Raw genomic sequence first — 18,142 nt, 5'->3', positions numbered from 1 at the left:
TCACATGAAAAATTTTAAACAATATATCATACTGGCGTTATTTGGCTTTCAGGTGGCTATGGCCATTACCTCATGTAAAAAGGTAGAAACCGAGCCGCGCGATTGGATCCAGGCAGATTTAGTTTGGGATGATCAGGATAAAAACGGAACTGTGGCAGGTTTCTTTTTAAACAGTGTATACAACTATATACCGAGTGGTTTTAACCGGATAGATGGTGATTTTTTAGATGCAGCCTCCGGAGATGCCATTCCGTCAAGAAACAATACCCAGGTAGAATATTTTACAAATGGCAGGATAAGTACGCTCAACAATCCTGATCCTTATTGGGGAAATAGTTATTATGGCATTAGGGCAGCCAATATTTTTCTGGCCAATATTAATGTGGTGCCGATTGCTGCGCTGACCAAACAATATTGGAGGGCAGAGGCCAGGTACATTAGGGCATTATTATATTTCGAACTGTTGAAAAGATATGGTGGCGTTCCGTTAATCGGTAACAAGGTTTTCACGCTTGAAGATAACCTCGAATTGCCAAGAAACAGTTTTGCTGATTGCATAAATTATATCATTAGCGAATGTGATGCAGTTAAAGACAGCTTAAGATTAGAAACAGGTGCAAATTATACCACTTCTGATTGGGGCAGGATTCCGAAAGGAGCAGCAATAGCCTTAAAATGCAGGGCTTATTTGTATGCGGCAAGTCCATTGTACAATGGTGGCGGTGTAGAATCAAACGGAACATTAAAAGTCTTGACAGGTTATCCAACAGCTGACGCTAGCCGTTGGCAAAAAGTAATTGATGCTGCAGTAGAACTCAATGCTTTAAATTATTACCAGTTACAGCCGGTATTCAACAATGTGTTTTTAACCAATAAAAATACTGAAGTTATCCTGAGCAAACAGGCTGCAGTAAATACGGGTATCGAAACCACCAATGCACCATCTGGTTATGGAGCACCTGCATTAAGTAATGGTAGAACAAGTCCAACGGCAGATTTGGTGAATGCGTTTACCATGAGGAATGGCTTGCCCATTAACGATGCGGCATCAGGTTACAATCCGGTGGCGCCTTACACCAATAGAGATCTCCGGTTAGATTATACCATTTTTTATAATGGCGTAAACTGGCTGAACCGAGGGGTACAAACCTACGAGGGTGGTTTGGATAAGCCGGGTGGAACAACTGTACAAACCCGAACAGGTTACTACCTGCGCAAGTTTATGGGGAATTTTGCTACCAATAGTACCTATACCAACCAATCGCACAACTTCATCATTTTCAGATATGCCGAAATTATACTGAATTATGCTGAAGCATTAAATGAGGTAGGTAGAACAGAAGATGCCGTTAAGCAGATTATCCTTTTACGTACCAGGGCAGGAATAACAGCAGGCGCAAACACGCGTTATGGTATTCCGGTAGGAATTTCACAGGAGAGTATGAGAACACTGATTATGAATGAAAGAAGGGTAGAGCTGGCTTTTGAAGAACACCGTTTCTGGGATATCCGCAGGTGGAAAATTGCACCAACCGTTCTTAGTGGGGCATTGAATGGAACCAAAATCACCAAAAATGCCAATAACACTTTTACGTACGAGAATATTCCGGTAGTGACTTCCATTTTTACCAATAAACTCTACCACATGCCGGTACCGTATGCCGAAACAACCAAAAACAGTCAACTGCTTCAAAACGAAGGTTGGTAAATCAGTACAAATCCAATATAAGATCATAACATGAAATATATATATCAATATTTACTGGTGTTGCTTGTGCTTTTAACCTCCAATTTGGTTATGGCACAAAACCAGGTCGTATCGGGAACCGTTAGCGATGCTACAGGCCCCATATCAGGCGCTTCTGTGAAAGAGAAGGGCTTGGCAACCAATGGGGTGGTTACCGATGCAAAGGGAAATTATACCCTTAGGTTAAAGGGAACCAGCGGTATCATAGTGGTTTCATTTGTTGGCGCTACACCAAAAGAAGTCGTGGTTGGCAACAGAAAAACCGTTAATGTGCAGTTAGAAGATGATGTACAGGGTTTAGAGCAGGTGGTGGTTATCGGCTACGGTAAACAGAAAAAAATAACCTTAACCGGATCCATGAGTACCATAACAGGAGCTGATATCCGTCAAAATCCGTCTGCCAGTTTACAAAACACCCTGGTGGGCAGGTTACCGGGCTTCTTTTCTCAACAACGTTCTGGTGCACCGGGATCAGATGGTGCAACATTTTTTATCAGGGGTATCAGTTCGTACAATGGTGGTTCTACCACACCTTTAATCATTGTAGATGATATTGAATACAGTCCGGAGCAGTTTGCAGCCATCGACGCCAACGAGGTAGAAAACATCAGTATCCTTAAAGATGCTGCAACTACGGCAATTTATGGTATCAAGGGTGCAAACGGGGTAGTGGTGGTAACCACACGCAGAGGGAAACTGGGTACACCACAGATTACTTTTAGAAGCGAATATAGTGTAATGCAGCCTACAGTTATGCCTAAGTTTTTAGATGCTTACGAATCGGCAAAATTATATAACCAGGCCAAGGCAAATGATGGTTTGGCACCAAGATTTACCGAAAACGATCTGCAGAAATATCAGGACGGATCTGATCCCTACGGTCACCCGAACAACGATTGGAAAAAGATTTTATTCAAGGATTTCAGCAGTCAGCTAAAAGGCAATTTCGATATCTCCGGCGGTACAGAAAAAGTAAAATACTTTGTTTCTGCAGGCTTTTTATACCAGGATGGTATGTTGCGGAATTATGGGGAAGAACAAGGTGTAAATTCTAACTTTTACTATAACCGGTACAATTACCGTTCAAATCTGGATATTAAGGCAACCAATACCATGGATATCCGAATTGATTTATATGGTAATTTGGGCGTAACCAATACCAATAACATCGGTAGTGCTTTTGGTTATAACGATATTTTTTACGATTACGTAAGTTTCGCTTCGCTGGCGCCATTTAACTACCCGGTTTATAATCCTGACGGAACTTTTGGTTATAGTAAGTGGCAAAGAGATGAGAATCCAAACTACAATCAGAATAACATTGTGGGAAGGATTACACATTACGGTTATAACCGCAAATATGGTAATAACATGAATTTAGTAGCCAATGTGAACCAGAAATTAGATTTTATTACCAAAGGACTTTCGATAAAAGGTGTGCTTTCTTATGCCAGTACATACGATTATACCAGAAGTATGACGAGAGATCAGTTTCCATCTTTTATCTACAATTCAGACAACAATACTTACGAACCCAGAGATCCGAATATTTACCGCGTAAGAAGGTATTTTATCGGCTACAATGCAGGCAGTACCATCAGAAACTTAACTACTCAAGCCATATTAAATTACGATAGAAGTTTTAACAGCCACCATGTTTACGGAACGGCATTAACCAATATCAATACCGTCATTAAATATAATGATAACGCAGTTTATAATTTTGTGCCTAACAACTTTAAAGGTTATACCGGCCGTGTAGGTTATGATTATGCCGATAAATATTTATTTCAGTTTAATGCAGCCTATAATGGCTCAGATCGTTTTGTGAGCAAGAAAAAGTATGGGTTTTTTCCTGCGGCATCTGCCGGATGGGTGGTGTCGAACGAGAAATTCTGGAAGGACAATGTAAAATTTATCGATTTTTTAAAATTTAGGGGTTCTTATGGTATTGTAGGTAACGACCGCATTGGTGATGGCTTTAACTACTACTATCAGCAAAATTACAGCAATGGAGGCAATGCATCGTTCGGTTATTCAGATAATACACAAACCGGACTTTCAGAAGGTACATTGGGTAATGATGATGTAAGCTGGGAAAAAGAAAAGAAAGCAGATGTGGCGATGGAATTTGGCTTGTTCGGAAGCAAGATCACAGGTTCTATCGATTTGTTCCATAATGTAAGGAGCGATATTTTAACTTCAAGAGGAACAGTTTCATCAATTTTTGGTGTGGGCTTGCCGCCGGTAAATTTAGGTAAAGTACAAAACCAGGGTGGTGAGATCGAGATCAGCTACAGGGATAAAATCGGAAATGTCGATTTCTCTGTGAGGGCAAACTACTCATTGGCCAAAAATAAAATCCTCTATCGTGATGAACCTTTGCCAGCTTATCCTTATCAGGCATTTACAGGAACTAGTATCGGTCAGATTTTAACTTATCAGTGGATTGGTTTCTACACTTCTGCTGCCGATATTGCTTCAAGTCCTGTACCTCAAACTGCACCTAGAATTGGCGATTTAAAATATGCCGATTTAAATGGTGATGGTAAAATTGATGGTTACGATATGTCTATAAACGGAAATCCGAATTTGCCCAATACAAATTATGGTTTGGAACTTCGGACCAATTATAAAAACTTTGGTTTAAGTTTATTGTTCCAGGCCGCAACCAACTTTAATGTTCGTGGGGTAGCAGAAGCCATTCAGGCATTTGCCTCTAATTTAACTTCGATCCACCAAAACTCGTGGACTCCAGCACTTGGCGATGCAGCACAATATCCATTGCTTTCTTTAAGCCCTGGTTTAAGCAGTCCTTCAGCTTATCCATCTACATTTTGGTTGGTATCAGGAAATTACCTCCGTTTGAAAAATGCAGAGTTCAGTTATAATTTCCCTCAAAAGCTGACTGAAAGATTAAAAGTGCAGAACATTCGTACCTACATCAACGGATATAACCTCCTCACCTGGTCGAGTTTGGATAAACGTTATCAATTCGATCCGGAATCGAATTCAGGGCAGGACAGGATTAAATATCCACCGCAAAAAATGATCAATTTAGGTTTAAGTGTTACGTTTTGATAATTGATTGACATGAAAAAAATAATATTAATGATAGGTTTATGTGCTTCAATAGCAGCATGTAAAAAAAATAGCGATTTCTTAGATAGCAAAGCAGATACAGGAGAAACTGAAGCTTCGGTGTTTTCAGATAGTTTAAAATCTATCCGCTTTCTTACCCAGATTTATAGTGCTTCATCTTATAGTTTTGCAAAAGGACGCTTTAGCAGCCACGGAAATACCGAAATGGCTACTGATGATGCCGAATACGCCTATTCAGGGCCAACCCAGAACGCGGTAATCATGTACAATGGAACACTTTCGCCAACCAATTTTTGGAGTGGGGGTGGTTTACCCGATTTTTGGACAACTCCTTACGCCAATATCCGTAGGGTAAACCTGATGTTATCTAAATTGCCTGTTATTCCACTTTCAGAAGCAAAAAAGAAACGCATTACCGGCGAACTGAAATTCCTGCGGGCATGGTATTATCATTTACTGCTGATCAATTTTGGTGGGATACCGCTTGAAGGAGATAATGTTTATGGCATTACCGATGTGATCGATCTTCCCCGGTCATCGTTTGACGAATCCGTTAATTACATTACTTCTGAGCTCGATGCTGCGGCCAATACTTTACCCGTTACTGCCGACTATGCAGAGCAGGATTATGGGCGGGCAACAAAAGGAGCTTGCTTGGCATTAAAATCGAGGGTTTTATTGTATGCTGCCAGTCCATTGTTTAATGGTGGTGCTATAGCACAGGCTTCGGCAGCTGTAAAACCAATTGTAAGTTATCCGAGTTATAGCGTAGCCCGTTGGCAAAAAGCAGCCGACGCGGCAGAAGCACTGATTAATACCGGTACCTACAGTTTATTTGAAGATAATGTTACTGCTCCGGGTTACGGTTTTTACAATGTGTTCTTAAAAAGGGTTAATTCTGAATATATTTTCACCTTTAACAGGCCATCTAACCGCGATTTTGAAGGTTATTACAATCCACCATCAAGGGGAGGGGCAAAAAACTCTACGCCAACACAGCAACTGGCTGCTGCTTTCCCAATGAAAAATGGAAAAGCAATTACCGACCCTACTTCTGGTTATGATGCCGCAAACCCTTACACAAACCGCGATCCCAGATTCGGGTATTCGATTATTTACAATCAATCGCTATATTACAGTACCACAACCAGTACTAAAATTGTGGTAAATACTTATAATGGCGCTCCAACTGATGGTTATACGTCTAACGGAACCGGGCCAACCACAACGGGTTATTATGCCCGTAAAATGTGCGATGAGAATATTTCGAGCAACAGTTCTTTCAATACCGAAAGGGGCTGGCCGTTAATCCGCTATGCAGAAATTTTATTAAACTATGCCGAAGCCATTAACGAAACCGGACAAACAGCACTGGCATATCCAAAATTAGTGGCTATCCGTAAACGCGCAGGCATAACTGCAGGTAGCGATAATTTATATGGTTTAAAGGCTAATATGTCCGTTGATGAAATGAGAGCTGTGATTCAGAATGAGCGCCGTATTGAACTAATGAATGAAGATCACCGTTGGAACGACATTAGAAGATGGAAAATTGCGGTTGATGTAAACAATGGTTTTAATAAAGCGATTAATATTACCAAAACAGGGAATGTGTATACCTATCAGGTGGTGAATACCATCCGTCAGCATGTATTTAACCCACAACATTATTTAATGCCAATCCCACAGTCGGAAGTTTCGAAGATGCCTTCAATGCTTCAAAACCCCGGCTATTAATTTGATATGGTTAGTGTATCGGGTCGTCTTTTTTTGGCGATCCGGTATTTTTTAAATTAAGTTTTTAGTTAAATTGTACTATAATTAAGAAATTACCCATGCAAAATAGAATCTCATTCTCTCTTATTGTTTTGTTAGCCATTTTCATGCAATCCTGTGCGATCAAAAAGAATCAAAATGTTTCAAACCTTTATGCTAAAGAAGGTTATAAACTGGTTTGGAGTGATGAGTTTGAAAAAGATGGAGCGCCAAATCCGGCCAATTGGGATTATGAAAAAGGTTTTGTGCGTAATGAAGAATTACAATGGTACCAGCCAGAAAATGCTTTCTGCAAAGATGGCAAGCTGATTATTGAAGCAAGGAAAGAAGTGAAACCTAATCCGCTTTATGTAGAAGGAAGCAACGATTGGCGTAAAAAACCTAAAAACATAACCTATACTTCTGCCTGTATCATCACCAAAGGTTTACAGAGCTGGCAGTATGGACGATTCGAAATGAGGGGAAAGATTGATATCTCGGATGGACTCTGGCCGGCATTTTGGACACTTGGTGTAAAAGGCCGCTGGCCTGCCAACGGCGAAATTGATATTATGGAATACTACCGCGGAAAATTACTGGCCAATATTGCTAGTTTAGGCGCCAATAGAAAGCCAAAATGGTTTAGCAATACCAAAACCATAACCGAATTGGGTGGAAAAAAATGGGCAGAAGCGTTTCATATCTGGCGTATGGATTGGGACAGCGAAGCCATTAGCTTATCTGTAGATGGGATACTCCTGAATAAAACCAATTTAAGCGACCTCAAAAATGATGATGGCTCCGATTTTCATCCTTTTAAACAACAGCATTATATCTTATTTGATCTGGCCATGGGTGGTATGAACGGTGGATTGTTAAATGATACTAAATTCCCCAACAGAATGGAAGTAGATTACGTTAGGGTTTATCAGAAATAAATGCTTTTCCAATTGTCATCCTGTGTAAACCTATCAGGTTTTTAAAACCTGATACGTTTATTCGAAACAAAAAGAGCCATGGAAATTAAACCATGGCTCTTTTTGTTGTTTTAAAAAGAATTAATTCTGAACTTTTATTTCAGTCCTTCTGTTCAGTATTCTGCCTTCTTCGCTGGTATTGCTGCTGATCGGCTCTTTCTCGCCGTGACCAACAACTGTGAAATTATTTCCGCTTAAACCTGCGTTTATGAAGTACGATTTTACTGCGTTTGCACGGTCAACAGAAAGTTGCATGTTGTGCTCTGGTGTGCCTTCGGCAGATGAATGGCCGTTAAGAATGAATTTTGTGTTTGGCGATTTTTTCATTTCGGCAACAGCTTTATCTAAAATAGAGAATGATGATGTTTTAAGTACGAAAGAATTAAACTCAAACTGGATATTATCTAAATTAAAGTTTGGCTTTTCAACGGGAGCCGGGGTTTCTTCTTTCTGCGGTGCAGGTGCTGCTTTTTTCTCTTCTACCGGAGGTGCTGGTTTCTCAACGGGTGCCGGCGCTGGTTTTGCAACCAGTTTTTTTGTTTTACAAGCATACATGGTAAGGGTAAACAAAGCTAGGAGCGTACTAAATAAAAGGTTTTTGGTAATGTTCATGTTTAAAATTAATTTAAGTTTATTGTGTGTTTGTTGCCCAAACATACTAATAAATGATTACAGCTATAACGACGTTTTTTAGAAGAAGTTATATTTCTGAAATTGATTTTTAAATTTTAACAAAGATTTAAACCTTTAAATTTGGCATTAAGTTTAAGAAGGCCTGCGAATTAGCATGGTATTTCTTTTTATCTAGTTTAAAATAGAATGCCCCTTTTTTAGATCCTGTTCTGTCTTTTTCAGCCATCTTAATCAATAGTCCGGTAGAGGTAATTTTACGGCTGAAATTTCTGGTATCAATCTTAGTATCATTTACTTCCTCGAAAAGAATATGCAATTGTGGAATCGTAAATTTTTTCGGCAGCATCTCGAACAAAATAGGATGAAGGGCAGCTTTATACCTTAGTTTTTTTCTGGCGTCAGCAACCATTTGGTCATGATCGAAAATAAGTTTTGGCCTGTCATTAATCAGGAACCATTCGGCCTCATAATCGTCATTCAGCTGTGTTTCATATTTATGGATATCAATTAAAGCAAAATAGCCAACAGATAATGTGCGTTCAATAGGGTCGCGGGCAGGCTCTCCATATATTTGCATCTGCTCTAGGTAAACGCCTTCTAAACCGGTCATTTTCTTGAGCACCCTGTTTGCCGCATCATCCGGGCTTTCGTCAGCGCCTACAAAACCGCCCATTAAACTCCATTTATTTATTTCGGGCTCTAAACCTCGTTTAACCAATAGAATTTTAAGATGTTCTCCATCAAATCCAAATACGATGCAGTCAACGGCAACAAGATAATGTGGCTGTCTGGAATATTCAATCATTTTTATCCGGGATTTTAAAGGGCTTAATATGTTCAAATTTTCACGAATATAAAAATAATTATTAATTGTCATTTTGACAATTAATAATTATTTTATATTTTAGCGGCGTAGATAAGCTAAGCTAAAATAGCTTTCGTGTTTCTAACCAATTGAAAATAAGAAGATGAACCAAACATTCGAACTCGACAGTAATCCACACACCAGGTTAAATATCTTAACCGGCGAATGGGTTTTAGTATCTCCGCACCGTACAAAAAGGCCTTGGCAGGGTAAGGTTGAAGACGTCACACCAGATAATCGTCCGGAATACGACCCTAAATGCTACTTATGTCCGGGTAATAGTAGGGCAGATGGCGATAGCAATCCGGAATATACCGAAAGCTTTGTTTTTAACAATGATTTTGCCGCGCTGCTTGAAGATACACCAGCCGGTAATATGAATGAACATGATTTATTGGTAGCCAGTAACCAGAGGGGACTTTGTAAGGTAATCAGTTTTAGCCCTAAACACCACCTTACACTTCCCGAGATGAGTGTTAAAGCAATAACTGCTGTGGTAAATGTTTGGCAGAATGAATTTAATAGTCTGGCTGAAAACAATTGGATCAAATACATCCAGATTTTTGAGAACAAGGGCGAAATAATGGGCTGTAGCAATCCACACCCACATGGTCAGATCTGGTCGCAGGGCGATATTCCACTGGAAATCGCCAAAGAAACCGAACGCCAGAAATCTTACTATGCTATTCATAAAAGGAGCTTATTATCCGATTACCTTAAATTAGAACAGAAGAAAAAGGAGCGCATTATATTCGAAAACGATCATTTTGCCGTGCTTGTTCCTTTCTGGGCAGTATGGCCATACGAAACGATGATTATTAGCAAACGCCATGTAAATAGCATTAGGTTGTTTACAGAAGCCGAAAAGGAATCGTTAGCTGAAGCCATTAAGGTATTAACAACCAAATATGATAACCTGTTCGAAACTTCTTTTCCATATTCTGCCGGCATGCACCAGGCGCCGGTAAACAATGGCTATTACCCTGAATGGCATTGGCATATGCATTTCTATCCGCCGTTATTGCGCTCGGCATCAGTTAAAAAGTTTATGGTGGGTTATGAGATGTTGGCCAATCCTCAACGTGATATTACCCCTGAGTTTGCCGCAAACCGTTTAAAAGAAATGTCTGCAACACACTATAAAATCAGCAAGGTTTAAAACTAAAAATATTAAATAATGAATGCACAACATTTAAAAAATACATTTAAAAAACTTTTCAACGCTGAGCCTATTTTGGTGCGTTCGCCGGGAAGGATCAATATTATTGGAGAACATACCGATTATAATGGTGGTTTTGTAATGCCTGCTGCTATTGATAAGGCCATTTATGTCGCCATATCAAAAAGAGAAGACGATGAAATACATTTATTTTCAGAGAGCTATCAGCAGTTTGATATTTCATCGATAAACAGTTTAAAGAAATCAGAAAATAGCTGGGCAAACTATATTTTAGGGATTGCCGATCAGTTAAAGGAAAGAGGTTACCAGTTGGGTGGCTTTAACTTTTATATCGATGGCGATGTGCCTTTGGGCGCAGGTTTATCATCATCGGCTGCTGTAGAATGTGCAACCGGATTTGCACTCGATCAACTTTTTTCGCTTTCTGTTTCCAGGATGGATATCGCATTAATTGCACAAAAAGCCGAACAAACTTTTGCCGGGGTTAACTGCGGTATTATGGATCAGTTTGCCTCGGTATTTGGCAAGAAAGATCAAGCCATTATGCTCGATTGCCGATCGATGAAGCATATTTACATTCCTTTAAAATTGGATGGTTATAAACTTTTGCTTCTAAATACCAATGTAAAACATGCACTAGCCGATTCGGCTTATAACAAAAGAAGATCACAGTGCGAGCAAGGTGTAGCCTGGGTAAAGGCGCATTATCCAAATGTAAGTACCCTTCGTGATGTAGACTTAACCATGTTAGAAACCTATGTTAAGCCAATGGACTTAGAAGTGTATAATAAGTGCCGTTTTGTAGTAGAAGAAATCGGGCGTTTATTAACAGCAGCTGAACAGTTGGAGAACGGTAATTTACAAGCCTTAGGTAAGCTGATGTTCGAAACACACGAAGGTTTAAGCAAAGATTACGAAGTAAGTTGTAAAGAATTGGATTTCCTGGTTGAAGCGGTTAAACCATTAGATTATGTGCTGGGTGCCAGAATGATGGGCGGTGGTTTTGGTGGTTGTACCATCAATATTGTGAAAGAAGAAAAAATTGCCGATTTAGTTGAAGAGTTATCTTCAAAATATTTATTACAATTCGGGCTCAAACTTGATTCCTACACTGTTCAAACCGATAACGGAACCAGTTTATTCAATTAAAATTTAAACAACCCAAGTTATACTAACCAAAATAAATCAATGAAAAACAACTTATTAGACACGAAGGATTACATTGTATTTGCAATCTACTTCGTTATTGTAGCCGCTTACGGGCTCTACATTTACAATAAGAAAAAGTCTGAATCTACGGGTTCTAAAGATTATTTTCTTGCTGAAGGCTCTTTAACCTGGTGGGCTATTGGCGCATCGTTAATCGCCTCGAATATTTCAGCCGAGCAGTTTATCGGTATGAGCGGATCAGGCTTTAAAATGGGTCTTGCCATTGCAACGTACGAATGGATGGGCGCAGCAACACTAGTGGTTGTCGCGGTATTTTTCATTCCGGTTTACCTGAAAAACAAAATTGCCACCATGCCGCAGTTTTTGCATCAGCGTTATAATGGTACAGTGGCCATGATTATGGCTGTTTTCTGGCTATTACTTTATGTTGTAGTTAACTTAACCTCTATACTTTACTTAGGTGCTTTAGCGGTGAGCAGTATTTCTGGTTTCGATCTCAGTTTCTGCATGTACGCCATTGCAGGTTTTGCCATTATCATTACACTAGGTGGAATGAAAGTTATTGGGTATACCGATGTGATCCAGGTGTTTTTCCTCATTCTGGGTGGTTTGGCCACTACTTATCTAGCTTTAAACCTTGTATCTACCCACTATGGAACATCTGGTATTTTCGAAGGTTATAGCTTAATGACTTCAAAGGCATCTGAACATTTTCACATGATTTTAAAACCGGAGAACGAAAATTATATCGATTTACCTGGTTTAAGTGTGCTGGTAGGTGGTATGTGGATTGTGAACTTAAACTATTGGGGCTGTAACCAATACATCACGCAACGTGCTTTAGGTGCTAACCTGGAGACTGCCCGTGGAGGTATTCTTTTCGCGGCATTCTTGAAATTATTAATGCCAATTATTGTCGTATTACCGGGTATTGCCGCTTATGTTTTATTTAAAGATGGAGCCTTTCAGTCAGAAATGCTTCAGGATGGAGCTGTAAACCCAGATCGTGCGTATCCGGTCTTGTTAAACTTACTTCCTGCCGGATTAAAAGGACTTTCCTTTGCCGCATTAACCGCTGCGGTTGTAGCTTCTTTGGCTGGTAAGGCAAACAGTATTGCAACTATTTTTACTTTAGATATTTATAAAAAAGTATTAAGAACTGATGCCACAGAGAAAAACCTGGTAACTACAGGTAAAATTTCGATCATTGTAGCGATGATTCTTGGCGTATTAATTGCACCACATTTAGGAATCGATAAAAAAGGTGGTTTCCAATATATTCAGGAGTATACGGGTTTTGTTTCTCCGGGTATTTTTGCCATGTTTATTTTAGGTTTCTTCTGGAAAAGAACAACTTCAACTGCTGCATTATTCGCCACCATTGGCGGTTTCGGCTTATCGATTTTACTTAAATTCTTACCTAACCTTACCGATCTTTCCTGGTTATCGGGTATGGGTTTCTCTGTTAAAAACGCAGCTGGCGTTTATGAAATTCCATTTTTAGACCGTATGGGCTTCGTGTTTGTATTCTGTATTATTGGTATGTACATCATCAGTATGTTGAGCAACAAAGCTGAAGCAGAAGCAAAAGGATTGGCCATTGATGCGAAGATGTTTAAAACTTCTACCAGTTTTGCAGTGGGTGCTTTAATTATCATCGGATTATTAGTTGCACTTTACAGTGTATACTGGTAAATCATAAGTTATAGCAATGAAAAGGGATTAAATCTTAAGATTTAATCCCTTTTTTGTTTAAATGTGCTCGCTTGTAAATTAAACCCTTAATTTTCTTAAATCCTTAATGGTGAAGTATGCCGTCCTAAAGATCCTGAAACAAGTTCAGGAAGACGGTGCTATTAAATTTAAACCTTAATGTTCTTAAACCCTTAATGGTGAAGTATGCCGTCCTAAAGATCCTGAAACAAGTTCAGGAAGACGGTGCTATTAAGCCTTAATGTTCTTAAACCCTTAATGATGAAGTATGTCGTCCTAAAGATCCTGAAACAAGTTCAAGAAGACAGTGCTATTAAATTTAAACCTTAATGTTCTTAAATCCTTAATGATGAAGTATGCGCCATCCTAAAGATCCTGAAACAAGTTCAGGAAGACGGTACTATTAAATTTAAGCTTTAATGTTCTTAAATCCTTAATGGTAAAGTATGCCGTCTTAAAGATCCTGAAACAAGTTCATGAAGACGGTGCTATTAAATTTAAACCTTAATGTTCTTAAACCCTTAATAATGAAGTATGCTGTCCTAAAGATCCTGAAACAAGTTCAGGAAGAGAACTTTCTCTTGTAATCGTCATGCTGAATTTATTTCAGCATCTTTCCTGTAAAACAAGTTAAATTGACAATGGCTTTATAACTTGCGCTAAGGACTAGCTATTAATCCTCTTCAGTAGCCAGTTTTTTTACCAACCATGGTAAAGTAAGCCCTTGTCCGATCAGGGTAAACAGGACCACCACAACGGATATAAAGATAATGGCATTTCGCTGTGGAAATGCACTGCCATCCGATAAGGTAGCAGGTAAGCCAATGGCAATGGCCAGTGAAACAATACCCCTCATTCCCGACCAGCTAATAATTAAACTGTTTTTGAAATCGAGCAATGCGTCTTCTGTAATGCGGTGTTTCCCTTTTTGAAAAGCTTTTTGAAGATTAAATTTTTGCAGGAAAACACGTGCCATCCGCAGTAACAACGCTACAATGGTAATCACCAGCGAATAAGCAATGTAAGGTAGAATATCTGTACTGTTGATATTTTTGTATACATAAGGGAACTGTAAACCGATTAAGATGAAAATCAGGCCGTTCAATAAAAAGATAATAATGTCCCAGATGTTTTTCGATTGATTTTTAAGCTGCTCCGGAAATACCTTGTTGCTAAACCTGGATATGCCCAATCCTAAAATAACCACGGCAATAACCCCCGAAACATGTACTTGTTCCGCAATTAAATAGGTAACAAAAGGCATCAATAACATAAAGCTAATGGTTGCCAGGCGGTTGTTGTGGATCCTCTTAATGATAAATGCCAAAATTCTCGACATCACCACGCCGATTAAGAATCCACCTGCCATTAAAAGGGCAAATTCGAGAGACGCTTTCCAAAATACAAAGGCTGTTCCGGTTACCGCGGCAACAGCAAAACGATAGGCTACCAGTGCAGAAGCATCGTTAACTAAACTTTCACCCTCCAAAATGGTGTTGGTTTTGTGCGATAAACCGAGTCCTTTGGTAATACTCATCGCCGCAACCGCATCAGTAGCCGAAAGAATGGCGCCCAATACAAAAGATACCGGCCAGCTCATCCCCGGAATCATATAATGCGCCACTACAGCAATACCAATAGCGGTGATAAAAACCAGCGTAATGGCAAGTGCAAATATGGTATTGATATTGGTTTTAAATTCCTTAAATGAGATATTAAAGGCAGCATCGTAAAGCAATGGCGGTAGGAATATCAAAAATATAATTTCAGGATTAATATCAATTGGTGGTAAAGATGGTACAAAACCCACTGCAATTCCAGCTATAATCAATAAAATAGGATAGGGGATTTTAATTCGATCGGCGATAGCAGAAAGGCCAATCATCACCGCTAAAATAAATATTACAATGGCATAATTTTCCATATCTGCAAAACGCGTTTTTTAATAAATGTCGAAACACTTAATGCAAAATATAGGTTTAGAACTGAATTAAAAAGTTTCTGATCAAAATAAATTTACCGATGAAACGTGGAGGATGCCTGGAATTCTACTGCGATTAGTACATTTAAATTTAATGAAGAAATCCTTCATGTTCTTCAATTCTTAATGGTCAACAAAAAAATGCTAAATTAATTGCTGAAACGAGGCAGTATCTCTTTTTTTAAAAAAAAAACTGGAAAATTATAACAAAAGGAACGCTTTAATGAGAAATTAACGCTGTAAGCAGTCTCAGATTGATAAATACATTTAGATTTATTGAAGAAATCCTTAATGATCTTCAATTCTTAATGGTCAACAAAAAAAACGCTAAATTAATTGCTGAAACGAGGCGATAGCTTAAAATACTGGAAAATTATAACAAAGAAAACTTTAATCAGAAACTAACGCTGTAACCGGGGTCTTTTGCTTTTAAAAGCCTGGTTGGCTTTTGGCTTTGCTGCCTGAACACCGCTTTCCTCTTCAGATATTTTAACTGTAATGACATTCCCTTTAAAAGTTTCGCCATTTAAGGTTGATACAATGTTTTTAGCATCTGGAAGACTGTAAATTTCCAAAAAAGCATAGCCTTTACATTTGCCCGTCGCCCTGTCGCGAACAATTTTAATTGTTTCTACCCTGCCATGAAGGCTAACCAATATTGCCAAATCCATCTCCTGGATATTGTCAGGAAGGCCACCTATGAAAATCTTAACCATTAATTCTTTAATTTGAGAGAACATTTGGGTCAATAAATCTTAAATCCAGAGCTGTTCTTTTAGACCTGCAAAATAAGCAAAATGATGTTCTTACCCAAACTAATTGTATGAATTTTGCCTCATTTTTATCATAAATTTGTGAAGAGCAGGCATATATATTGATGTTGACCATCAGAAAATGTACATTCGCTTTCTAATCATCAAATAATAGGTTAAAATATGAGCATCCCCAGGTTAAAATCTATACTTCTCATCGCGTTTTTACTTTTCACCTCTCAGTTTATACAGGCTAAAATTTTATTGCCCTCAGTTTTTAGCAATAACATGGTTTTACAACAAAAAAACAATGCAGCAATCTGGGGTAAAACTGATGCGGGTAAAGCAGTTAAAGTAACGGTTTCGTGGAATAAAATTAATTATGGCGCTATTGCCGATGCCGGTGGTAATTGGAAAATTAAAGTGGCAACGCCGGGTTATGGAGGGCCCTATACCATCACCATATCAGATGGAGAATTGTTGGTGCTCAATAATGTATTAATTGGCGATGTGTGGATCTGCTCCGGACAATCGAACATGGAAATGCCATTGGCAGGCTGGGGCAAAATCCTCAATAGTGAAAAAGAAATTGCAGCAGCTCAATATCCAAATATCCGTTTATTACAGGCAGAGCATGTGACCAGTAATTTCCCGCTTAATGATGCCAAAGTGGCTAATGGTGGTTGGCAGGAATGCAACCCTAAGTACATTGCAGAGTTTTCTTCAACGGCTTATTTCTTTGCACGCGAAGTGTATGAAAAAACCAAAATTCCGATTGGACTGATCCATACCTCGTGGGGAGGAACAATTGCTGAAGCGTGGACAAGTGCCGAATCGTTAAAAAAGATGGCGGATTTCTCAGCTGCAGTTGATAAGATTCAGCAATCAGCTAAAAATCCATCAACAATTTCCTATGAAGAAAAGCTCTACAATTGGGTTAAAATCACTAACGATAAAGATTCAGGTAATCAAGACGGGCAGATGAAATGGGCATTGACAGAAAGTGCCAGCTGGAAAAATATGACTTTGCCAACCTTGTGGGAAGATGCAGCGCTTAAAAATTTCGATGGTGTGGTTTGGTTTACAAAAAAGATTACAATTCCCGAAAACTGGAAAAGGGATGGGGCAAAGCTTAATTTGGGTACTATTGATGATAACGACATTACTTATATAAATGGTGTAAAAGTTGGCGAAACGGTAGGTTATAACATTGAAAGAAAATATACTATACCAGCTAACTTGCTTAAAGTTGGTGAAAATACCATCACTGTCAGGGTTTTTGATAGCGGAGGAGGCGGTGGAATATACGGTGATATTAAAGATTTAAATTTAACAAATGGTGCTGCAGATAAAATTTCCTTAGCTGGTGAGTGGAAATATAAAATAGGTTTGGATTTTAAAAATATTGAGCCTAAACCTTCCGAAGAAAATGGCCCTAACCGACCAACCGTTTTATATAATGCCATGGTTCACCCTTACCAGCAATTCTCCATTAAAGGAGCTATCTGGTACCAGGGCGAAAGTAATGCTGATAGGGCTTATCAATATCGCGAATTATTTCCCACGATGATTAAAGATTGGCGGCAGAAATGGGCGCAGGGCGATTTTCCTTTCTATTTTGTTCAATTAGCCAATTTTATGCAGATTGATCAAAAACCAATAGAATCTGCATGGGCAGAGCTTAGGGAGGCACAGCAAAAAACACTTGCTTTGCCAAATACAGGCATGGCAACTATTATTGATATTGGTGATGCAAAAGATATCCACCCCAAAAATAAACAGGAGGTGGGCAGAAGGCTGGCATTAATTGCGCTGGCTAAAACCTATGGACAAAAAATAAACTATGCTGGCCCGGTTTATCAATCAAATAAAATTGAAGGAAAACAGATCGTTTTAACCTTTGGCAATAGCCAAAACGGATTAAAAACTGCGGATGGAGAAGCACTAACAGGTTTCGCCATCGCTGGGGCAGATAAGAAATTTTATTGGGCCAAAGCCAGCATCCTGGGCAATCAGATTATAGTTAGTAGTCCTCAGGTGGCTAATCCTGTTGCCGTTCGTTATGCATGGGGAAATAATCCCGTATGTAACCTGGTGAGTAACGATGGCTTGCCGGCATCACCATTCAGAACAGATACCTGGCAGGGCATTACCTTTGCGAAAAAGTAATTCATAAAAATTTGTGCAATATGTGAGGTGAAATCCGTGCAATGCAGGCAATATTTAAAGTTGCACTATTCTTTGTGGCTTACTTTATATTTTTACTG

General features: G+C 39.0%; 12 protein-coding genes. 8 read left to right on the top strand and 4 right to left on the bottom strand.

Annotated elements, in window-relative coordinates:
- The first annotated feature begins 4 nt into the window (after nucleotides 1-4).
- The 4 genes from AC04QZ_RS24340 to AC04QZ_RS24325 all read left to right on the top strand — a co-directional run bounded on the left by AC04QZ_RS24340 (nucleotide 5) and on the right by AC04QZ_RS24325 (nucleotide 7,542).
- A complete protein-coding gene (locus tag AC04QZ_RS24340) occupies nucleotides 5-1,708 on the top strand; it encodes a RagB/SusD family nutrient uptake outer membrane protein (RefSeq protein ID WP_478359805.1) in 1,704 nt (567 codons plus the stop codon).
- A 30-nt stretch (nucleotides 1,709-1,738) separates the two neighbouring features.
- Nucleotides 1,739-4,828: a SusC/RagA family TonB-linked outer membrane protein gene (locus tag AC04QZ_RS24335; protein WP_478359804.1), complete on the top strand. Its 3,090-nt coding sequence runs from the start codon at nucleotides 1,739-1,741 to the stop codon at nucleotides 4,826-4,828.
- 12 nt (nucleotides 4,829-4,840) lie between these two features.
- A complete protein-coding gene (locus AC04QZ_RS24330; RefSeq protein ID WP_478359803.1) occupies nucleotides 4,841-6,586 on the top strand; it encodes a RagB/SusD family nutrient uptake outer membrane protein in 1,746 nt (581 codons plus the stop codon).
- 98 nt (nucleotides 6,587-6,684) lie between these two features.
- Nucleotides 6,685-7,542 carry a glycoside hydrolase family 16 protein gene (locus tag AC04QZ_RS24325; protein ID WP_478359802.1) on the top strand — a complete coding sequence of 286 codons (858 nt, stop codon included), beginning with the start codon at nucleotides 6,685-6,687 and terminating at the stop codon, nucleotides 7,540-7,542.
- Nucleotides 7,543-7,662: 120 nt separating this feature from the next.
- Here the strand turns inward: AC04QZ_RS24325 and AC04QZ_RS24320 are convergent, their stop codons facing one another.
- Together AC04QZ_RS24320 and AC04QZ_RS24315 are read right to left on the bottom strand one after the other, a co-directional pair.
- Nucleotides 7,663-8,193, bottom strand: coding sequence for an OmpA family protein (locus AC04QZ_RS24320; RefSeq protein WP_478359801.1), 531 nt, complete (start codon nucleotides 8,191-8,193; stop codon nucleotides 7,663-7,665).
- Nucleotides 8,194-8,320: 127 nt separating this feature from the next.
- Nucleotides 8,321-9,019: an NUDIX hydrolase gene (locus AC04QZ_RS24315; protein ID WP_086549285.1), complete on the bottom strand. Its 699-nt coding sequence runs from the start codon at nucleotides 9,017-9,019 to the stop codon at nucleotides 8,321-8,323.
- Nucleotides 9,020-9,182: 163 nt separating this feature from the next.
- Here AC04QZ_RS24315 and AC04QZ_RS24310 point away from each other — a divergent pair, with 163 nt between their 5' ends.
- From AC04QZ_RS24310 to AC04QZ_RS24300, 3 genes are read left to right on the top strand one after another with little or no spacing between them, the layout of a single operon-like run.
- A complete protein-coding gene (locus AC04QZ_RS24310; RefSeq protein WP_086545720.1) occupies nucleotides 9,183-10,238 on the top strand; it encodes a UDP-glucose--hexose-1-phosphate uridylyltransferase in 1,056 nt (351 codons plus the stop codon).
- Nucleotides 10,239-10,256: 18 nt separating this feature from the next.
- Nucleotides 10,257-11,408 carry a galactokinase gene (locus AC04QZ_RS24305; protein ID WP_478359800.1) on the top strand — a complete coding sequence of 384 codons (1,152 nt, stop codon included), beginning with the start codon at nucleotides 10,257-10,259 and terminating at the stop codon, nucleotides 11,406-11,408.
- 39 nt (nucleotides 11,409-11,447) lie between these two features.
- Nucleotides 11,448-13,124: a sodium/sugar symporter gene (locus AC04QZ_RS24300; RefSeq protein ID WP_478359799.1), complete on the top strand. Its 1,677-nt coding sequence runs from the start codon at nucleotides 11,448-11,450 to the stop codon at nucleotides 13,122-13,124.
- Nucleotides 13,125-13,815: 691 nt separating this feature from the next.
- Here AC04QZ_RS24300 and AC04QZ_RS24295 read toward each other — a convergent pair.
- Together AC04QZ_RS24295 and AC04QZ_RS24290 are read right to left on the bottom strand one after the other, a co-directional pair.
- A complete protein-coding gene (locus AC04QZ_RS24295; protein WP_086545723.1) occupies nucleotides 13,816-15,066 on the bottom strand; it encodes a Na+/H+ antiporter in 1,251 nt (416 codons plus the stop codon).
- 458 nt (nucleotides 15,067-15,524) lie between these two features.
- A complete protein-coding gene (locus AC04QZ_RS24290) occupies nucleotides 15,525-15,839 on the bottom strand; it encodes an RNA recognition motif domain-containing protein (RefSeq protein ID WP_307530258.1) in 315 nt (104 codons plus the stop codon).
- 219 nt (nucleotides 15,840-16,058) lie between these two features.
- Between AC04QZ_RS24290 and AC04QZ_RS24285 the strand changes: the two genes are divergently transcribed.
- Nucleotides 16,059-18,044 (top strand): sialate O-acetylesterase, encoded by a 1,986-nt coding sequence (locus tag AC04QZ_RS24285; protein ID WP_478359798.1) that lies wholly within the window; start codon nucleotides 16,059-16,061, stop codon nucleotides 18,042-18,044.
- The last annotated feature ends 98 nt before the right edge of the window (nucleotides 18,045-18,142 follow it).

The sequence above is a fragment of the Pedobacter folensis genome (genome assembly GCF_056490665.1).
The sequence above is the reverse complement of the archived record's forward strand: the minus strand, read 5'-3'. Positions and strand labels throughout refer to the sequence as shown.

What these genes read in the sequence shown, in the direction of transcription:
- AC04QZ_RS24320 (WP_478359801.1), bottom strand. Translation starts at nt 8,193, where the DNA reads ATGAACATTACCAAAAACCTTTTATTTAGTACGCTCCTAGCTTTGTTT.
- AC04QZ_RS24330 (WP_478359803.1), top strand. Translation starts at nt 4,841, where the DNA reads ATGAAAAAAATAATATTAATGATAGGTTTATGTGCTTCAATAGCAGCA.
- AC04QZ_RS24315 (WP_086549285.1), bottom strand. Translation starts at nt 9,019, where the DNA reads ATGATTGAATATTCCAGACAGCCACATTATCTTGTTGCCGTTGACTGC.
- AC04QZ_RS24300 (WP_478359799.1), top strand. Translation starts at nt 11,448, where the DNA reads ATGAAAAACAACTTATTAGACACGAAGGATTACATTGTATTTGCAATC.
- AC04QZ_RS24290 (WP_307530258.1), bottom strand. Translation starts at nt 15,839, where the DNA reads ATGGTTAAGATTTTCATAGGTGGCCTTCCTGACAATATCCAGGAGATG.
- AC04QZ_RS24325 (WP_478359802.1), top strand. Translation starts at nt 6,685, where the DNA reads ATGCAAAATAGAATCTCATTCTCTCTTATTGTTTTGTTAGCCATTTTC.
- AC04QZ_RS24310 (WP_086545720.1), top strand. Translation starts at nt 9,183, where the DNA reads ATGAACCAAACATTCGAACTCGACAGTAATCCACACACCAGGTTAAAT.
- AC04QZ_RS24340 (WP_478359805.1), top strand. Translation starts at nt 5, where the DNA reads ATGAAAAATTTTAAACAATATATCATACTGGCGTTATTTGGCTTTCAG.
- AC04QZ_RS24295 (WP_086545723.1), bottom strand. Translation starts at nt 15,066, where the DNA reads ATGGAAAATTATGCCATTGTAATATTTATTTTAGCGGTGATGATTGGC.
- AC04QZ_RS24335 (WP_478359804.1), top strand. Translation starts at nt 1,739, where the DNA reads ATGAAATATATATATCAATATTTACTGGTGTTGCTTGTGCTTTTAACC.
- AC04QZ_RS24305 (WP_478359800.1), top strand. Translation starts at nt 10,257, where the DNA reads ATGAATGCACAACATTTAAAAAATACATTTAAAAAACTTTTCAACGCT.
- AC04QZ_RS24285 (WP_478359798.1), top strand. Translation starts at nt 16,059, where the DNA reads ATGAGCATCCCCAGGTTAAAATCTATACTTCTCATCGCGTTTTTACTT.